Raw genomic sequence first — 5,740 nt, 5'->3', positions numbered from 1 at the left:
CAATGACCTATTACGTCTCTGAGAGAATGTTGGATGATAGATGGAGCAGGCTCATCTTCGCCAGCTCGGATAGAAGCCAGACGCTTGGCAAGCCGATGGGCTGCAGAGATGAGAAAGTGTCCGCTTCCGCAAGCGGGATCGCAGATTTTGAGGGATAGAATGGCTTGCTCTTTTAGGGACTGGGTTCCCGTCTGCACGGGAATGACGGAGGAGAAGGTAACTGACTTGAGAGCGTTCTCAATAACTGGTTCAAGAGCAGAATCTAATAAACAGTTTACCAATGAGGATGGAGTGTAATAGCTTCCTGTAGTCTTACGTTCCGAGCCAGAGACAACGTTGAGTTTGAAGTAACCTGCTTCCAGATTGATTTCAGGATGCATCTCCAGGAGAGATTCATAGACTGAGCCGAGTTCTTCTGGCCCTAGATTACGATAGTTTATGGGCTGGAAGATATTGTTCTTTTGAGTATAACAGAGGTAGCGGACTGCTGAGAGTAAGTCACTATTGGCTATCTCACAATTAGCCATTTCCTGCGTAGAAGAAGCTCTAAACAAGAAAGAACCTAAGGCTGGCAATCCAAGTGCCGTGTTGCCGTTATATAGGCCGGTAAAAAGCAAATTTAGCTGCTTCCAGAGATCAGAATGCCGGGTTCCTCTTTTCTTGCGTGCAAGTTTCCTGATCCGATAGGTGGAGTAGTATTTGTGATAAGTCTGCTTTACCATATCAGGAACATCACCCGGAATAAGCAAATCCCTATCCTCTGCCACAAACACGAAGAGCAGGCGATAGACCTGTAACAGGACTTGATGATAATAGTCCTGTAAGGTAAGGGTGCCAGAGCGGAGTTTATCCCTGAGGTCAGTATTAGCGGGATGGGAGAGAAATCCAGCACCAAGAGACTCGATGGCAGATTGGACATTGTTACGTAGCTCATCCAGGGCACGGACGCCATCTTTGATGGAAGCGTTGTACCACTTTTCCAGCCAGCAGGTTTCAGGGGGCAGAACCCTGCCTGTTTCATCTGTCTTTACTTCTACTCGGGACTGATGGCAAAGTAGATATAACAAGAAGAAATCGCTGTAAGCAACCCCATCCATCATCGCTTGCAGGTCAAACTCCACATAGGCAGCGCGGGTTAGGGATACATTGTCACGCAGGATTCGAAGCTTGAGGCCATTGGAAAGGATACCCCAGAGGTGATCCTCACTGCGGTTTAGAAACTCCTGCATCAGGGAATGTGGAGAAAGTTTGGTTTCTCCTTTGGCGATGGGATTACGTTTGTCCAGATCCCATTTGAAGCTGACCAGATGGATGGCTACGGGTTCGGATGCCTTGTGACTGATGGGATAGGTTTTGTCCTCTATCTCAATGGATTTCTGGGTCTGGAGCCTGCCATATCCAAGCTCCTGAAAGAGAGGTAGTAGCCAGCGTTCACGGGTCTCAGTGGTACCTATGGACTCTTCAGGTAATTGACTGAGGATTTCCCGATATGTTTGCCAGACACCGAGAAGACGATTCCAGGAGCGTGTGGCGGTTTCGTTCAGACGTTCGCTTGGACTCAAGTGATAATCTGTGGATTTCAGACCTTCCAGAGTGGCAACACCACTGACAATCCTCTGGAGCAGTTCTGCAGGGAGGATGGCACCTTCTGTACGGATGGTGTTGAAGATACTGCTACGCTTAGGCATGGGGGCTCCTGTTCTTGAGGACATAGACCTTTTTGGGATCTGTAGGACTGGTTTTGACCTCTGTGATAAGCCCCTTATCAATCATTTTGAGTAATCTTGATCTGGCTGTACGCTCTGATACCTCCCACAAATCAGCTGCCTCTTTTGTAAGAATTTCATTTTTCAATTTCAAATATTCTATCAGCTGTACTTCCCATTTATCGAGTTTCAAATCGATTTTCTTGCCAGCATACAGCGTAACTCGGAAGGCAGTTCCAATTTCCTCAAATCTTGGAGGCAGTAAATGAGCTGCATCGCATTCTTCAATTATGCGGGCAATACCAGTACCCCATTGTTCGATAAGATTCAGCTCTTTGAAAACTCTTCCGATCACACGATTCCTAAGTTTAGACATTCCTGAAAGTGCTGATTCAACCGACATCCCAAATGGTAATAAACCAGGGTTGGTAATCTCGATTCTGTCATCATAGATGGATATCCTGATGTTCATTCCTTTTATGGAGAGTAATCGGCATGGACTATCGCATTGATGACGGCTTCACGAATCGCCTTTAAGGGATATTGTGGCAGTTCAGAGCTGTGAATCCCCTCGATACTAAGTCCTACCAAGATGTGTTTTCTGATAAACTGGATAACAGATTCCACAGATTCAGGTAGGTTGACATCAATATCTAGCTGGTCTATGAAGCGAGTTTTGGAGATACCCTCAAACCGAGCGCAACGGATAATTGCATCGGGGAAATATCGTTTTCGATCAGAGCCAAATAGTAGGACTCCCCCAATAGTAGGAACCGCAGTCTTTCCTTGCTCAGTGAAAATCCCCAATGCGAGAAGTGCTTTATTATCAATGGTTCTTGACCTCTTTGAAAATAACTCTGAAGCCACTCTGAAGTCAATCGCTTCAGAGTTGAGGTCGGGACAAGGGAGTTCATCGTAAGCAGTATTTCTTGCCCATCGGCGGATACTTTCTATTGTATCGAGATCTGCTTGTCGATTAGTAGAACCCAATCTTATGTAAACACCTTTCTCCTGACCCTCAGATGCGAGATAAAAGGGAGCAAACGAGTGATGAACACAAATTACGATGACACTCCTCTCCCTATAAGTGATGATGGAAATATCTGGAATCAAAAGAGGTTTGATACTATCAGCAAAAGCGCTTGATAGCCTTTGTTCATCCTTTAGTGGCTCATCAATGCCAACAACCTCTTTACTGTCACTAATACCGATCAGAAGAGTTCCTCCGGAAGTATTGGCAAATGCTATGACGGTTTTAATGATATTCTTCAGAGAATAGCAATTTTCCTTGAATTCGAGGGTCTTTCCTTCTTCTTGTTGCAGATAGTTTGTCAGTTCCATAGATGACTCCCAGTGAAAGTGGTTAACTGATGCTCAAACAAAATCTGCATGGGCTCAATTACCTGCAATATAGGTATTAAAGCATGGTCAAAATTTAACTCGGAAGTTACTTGGAAGCGTTTTGCTTCCGAGTTGATTGCAGAGTACATTCTTATATTCATATCTCGCTACCTCCCCAACTCGCTACTTGGCAAGTAAACATAGATGCCTAGCACATCCGGAGGTAGTTCAGGTTTGATATCCGGTTTCTGAGAACGCTTTAGCAAAACAGCATCACGTACTCTGATATGAGATGCCAGCAAATCAAGTGATCGCTGCTGAGCAAAGCCATTTAGAACCGGTTGCAGAGATTGGAAGTTTTCAATAATGCGCTCTATCTGAGCTTGGGCTTGCTCGGGCAAGACATTCTCGGAGGGAATGGCACTAAGCAGAGCTTGGGCATCCTGCTCAGACAGCCACTCCGGGGCTTCAGGTGATCCTGTAAAAGCCACAATTTGGGAGTCTTCCACTAGACTGCGATATACACTATCCTCATAGGCTTGGGTGATGTGAAAGCGGTATCTGATAAGTAAGAGGACTGTCCTGCGCTGAACTGATGCTGAACGGATAACTCCTGCTCGGCTGGCGATGCAGTGAGTGTTTTTGCTATCCAAGGCAGTGTTCATGACCAAATCAGCAAGGCCTTCCACAATCGGATGTGTGCGGGAGAGGTAGATCTCCTTTTCTTGAACGGGAAGATCAAAGCTGACAGTAATCTTATCCGGCAAGTAGCCACAGCTTTCTTTGACCAGAACAGGCACGGGAGAGAGATCTATCTGATATGTATTCTTGACCTCTTTGATAATGGCCTGGTAGTGGGTAAGAGTCTGTTTTACAAAATCCTTGATGTTTAGCTGAGAACCGATGGAATCCCTGATCGCATCGAGCTCAGCTTTGATCTCATCGACTCTGGCTGCCAGACCCATCTGGGAAAACATGGTCTGGCTGCGTTTTTCTTTATCCTTGGCAATCTCCCAGGCATCATGCAGTTTCTTTTTGTCATCTTGGAAAAACTCGTCGAACCCGGTAATCATGAGCTGGTCACCTCTTCCTGACTGTTCCCGGAGCAGAAGGCCTTCGAAGATCGCTTCCACTACAGCTTCTGTATCGGCAGGAACAGGAACGGAGATACCCAGGGATGATTTGATCTGCTTGTGTTTGCGGAGTAGTACGTCCAGGACAATGCCATCAATCTGGTTATCCATCCCGTAATAGGTAAGCATACGCACGGTTGGATGTGGCTGACCAAAGCGGTCAACACGTCCTTCCCTCTGCTCATGCCGGGTGGGATTCCAGCTCAGATCATAGTGGATTACGGCGTCAAAGCTATCCTGGAGGTTGATACCTTCAGATAGACAATCCGTGCAGACCAGGATGCGGGAGGGATATTCAGAGAGTTCTTTTACACGCCCTTCCCGTTCCTCTGGAGGCAGAAGCCCTGTGATGGACATGATCTGTACTGCCTTGGGCATGCGAGCCCTTAGCTGCTCTGCCAGGTATTCTGCCGTCTGGATAAAACGACAGAAGATGATCGGGCTAAAGCCATCCTTGAGCAGGTCTTTGAGTGGTTTTACCAGTCCCAGCATTTTGGAATCATGATCACCATAGATAGCTTCCGCTTGCTTTGCCATAGCCAATAGTTTTCTACGACTGAGGGTATTTTCATCTGCTTCAGAAAAGGAATCACTACCGGGCAGGATGTCACTGGCATCGGTGGTATCGTGGTCATCAATATCCATAATCAGGCGTCTGCCAAGCTCATCCGCTTCAGGAACGGTCTCTGTTTCCAGAGTGGCACTGCGATTTCGCATAGTGGCAGCCGCTGCAGCCGGACTGGAAGCAAGAGCACGCAGCAGTGCCAAAGCAGACCACCAGCGAACCCTTTGTCGATGCTGTCCACCCGCTTTGTCGCAGACGATTTCCCGGGCATAATCCAGAGCCTTATTGAACAAATCACGATAAGGCTCAGAAAGTTTATAGTGGATTTCCTTAGCTTCAGGGCTTGGGAATACAGTCTTTTCTTTTAGGTAGTTTTCGATATCGCTTCTGCGTCTTTGGATAAAATACTGAGCAATAGTGCGCCGACGCTGTTCGTTCTGAGCTCCGGATAGATCCGCAGGAAAATCTGAGATTTCTTTGTTGAGCAGGGTCAAGAGTGAACGGAAGGCGTTTTCATTGCCGGAGTGAGGAGTTGCAGTAACCAATAGCATGTGACGATTGGGAGTTTGGCTGAGTTTTTTGATCAATTCATATCGCTGATGCCTACCGCTGTTACCAGAATCATCGAAGCTGGCAGTGTGTGCTTCATCCACAATAATCAGCTCTGGTGCAGTCCGTAGGAAATCTGCTTTGTGGCGGTCACTTTTGATATAGTCTATGGATACCACAGTATAGGGATAGACCTCAAAAATCGACTCGTTAGCCCGGCAGTTGCGCTCCAATCTACGTACCGTGCTGCCTAGCACCAATTCGGCATCAATATGGAACTTTGTGCTTAGCTCCGTTTGCCATTGCTCTGCCAGATGGGGTGGACAGAGTACGCATAGCCGGGTAATCTCACCCCTGTCTAAGAGTTCTCTAGCGATCAGGCAAGCTTCGATTGTTTTACCAATACCCACATCATCTGCGATAAGTAAACGCACAGGGTCAAGCTT

4 protein-coding genes are annotated in these 5,740 nt (G+C 46.8%); all 4 read right to left on the bottom strand.

The features are described from left to right. Positions 1 to 1,688, bottom strand: a 1,688-nt coding sequence (locus Q8J68_RS12360) for a hypothetical protein (protein WP_305311822.1), incomplete at its 3' end; no start/stop codon positions are given. Continuing rightward, positions 1,681 to 2,178, bottom strand: coding sequence for an ATP-binding protein (locus Q8J68_RS12355; protein ID WP_305311821.1), 498 nt, complete (start codon positions 2,176 to 2,178; stop codon positions 1,681 to 1,683). The genes Q8J68_RS12360 and Q8J68_RS12355, both read right to left, overlap by 8 nt. A gap of 5 nt (positions 2,179 to 2,183) precedes the next feature. Then, the gene (locus Q8J68_RS12350) at positions 2,184 to 3,047 is read right to left on the bottom strand and encodes a helix-turn-helix domain-containing protein (RefSeq protein ID WP_305311820.1); all 864 of its coding nucleotides are present in this window, start codon (positions 3,045 to 3,047) and stop codon (positions 2,184 to 2,186) included. A 167-nt stretch (positions 3,048 to 3,214) separates the two neighbouring features. After that, on the bottom strand, positions 3,215 to 5,740 hold a 2,526-nt coding region (locus tag Q8J68_RS12345; protein ID WP_305311819.1), incomplete at its 5' end, for a helicase-related protein.

This window comes from Methanolobus sp. (assembly GCF_030682845.1).
Taxonomy (GTDB): domain Archaea; phylum Halobacteriota; class Methanosarcinia; order Methanosarcinales; family Methanosarcinaceae; genus Methanolobus.
Note: the sequence above shows the minus strand (reverse complement) of the source record. Positions and strands in the feature narration are given on the sequence as shown.

Coding starts and splice junctions, on each gene's coding strand:
- Q8J68_RS12355 (WP_305311821.1), bottom strand. CDS start 2,178: ATGAACATCAGGATATCCATCTATGATGACAGAATCGAGATTACCAAC.
- Q8J68_RS12350 (WP_305311820.1), bottom strand. CDS start 3,047: ATGGAACTGACAAACTATCTGCAACAAGAAGAAGGAAAGACCCTCGAA.